At 76.8% G+C, this 950-nt stretch carries 2 protein-coding genes; both read left to right on the top strand.

Annotation, left to right across the window (positions count from 1 at the left end; all coding sequences use genetic code 11):
- The coding region (locus AC2W7J_RS18475) for an SDR family oxidoreductase (RefSeq protein ID WP_485984249.1) at positions 1-288 on the top strand (288 nt) is incomplete at its 5' end.
- A 147-nt stretch (positions 289-435) separates the two neighbouring features.
- Positions 436-950 (top strand): glycosyltransferase (locus AC2W7J_RS18470; protein WP_485984247.1); only part of this gene is annotated, 515 nt, incomplete at its 3' end.

Here is a 950-nt window from a genome sequence, read left to right as displayed (position 1 = left end):
ACGCCGCCCAAGCACGCCGTCGTCGGCATGGTGCGCGGGCTCGCCGCCGACCTCGTCGGCACCGGCGTCACCGCCGTCGCCGTGAGCCCCGGCAGCACCGACACCCCGATGCTCGCGGCGACGGCCGCCCTCTACGGCACGACGAGCGAGCACCTCGCCAAGCACCAGCTGCTCCGCCGCCCCCTCGACCCCGACGAGATCGCCGCCACCGTGAGCCTGTGCTGCTCCCCCGCCGGAGCCGCGCTCAACGGCGGCGTCGTCGCCGCCGACGGGGGGTTCAGCGGATGACCGCCCGGTTTGCCCCCGGCTACGAGGCCCGGATCCGCCACGACGTGCGGGCCTACGACGACGGCCTGCTCGTCGGCGGCTCCCCGCTGCGGGCCGTGCGCCTCGGGCGCCGCCGCCCGCGAGCGCGTCGTCGACGGTCGCCTCGTCGTGCGCGGCCCCGCCGACGAGCCCCTCGTCGCCCGCCTCGTCGACGGCAACCTCGCCGACCCCGTGCTCCACGGCGCCGGCCCCGACCCATCGGAGATCACCGTCGTCATCCCGATCCGCGACCGGCCCGAGCAGCTCGCACGAGCCCTCGACGCCCTCGACGGGTTGCGCTGCATCGTCGTCGACGATGCATCGCACGACCCCGACGGGGTCGCCCGGGTCGCCGCCGACCACGGCGCGCGGGTCATCTCCCTGCCCGTCAACCTCGGCCCCGCCGGGGCCCGCAACGCCGGCGTTCTCGCGGTGGAGACCCCCTTCGTCGCGCTCGTCGACTCCGACGTCCAGGCCGACGCTGCGATGCTGCGCCGGCTGGCCCGACACTTCGCCGACGACCAGGTAGCGCTCGTCGGGCCCCTCGTGCGCAGCCGGGCCCGCGCCCGACGACCCCGCCGTGGTTCCGAGCGCTACGAACGAGCAGGTCTCCTCGCTCGCCCTCGGGCGCCCGCGCCTGCTCG

The sequence above is a fragment of the Janibacter sp. CFPM2_SD2 genome (assembly GCF_057364645.1).
This window is presented reverse-complemented; position numbering and strand designations above follow the sequence as displayed.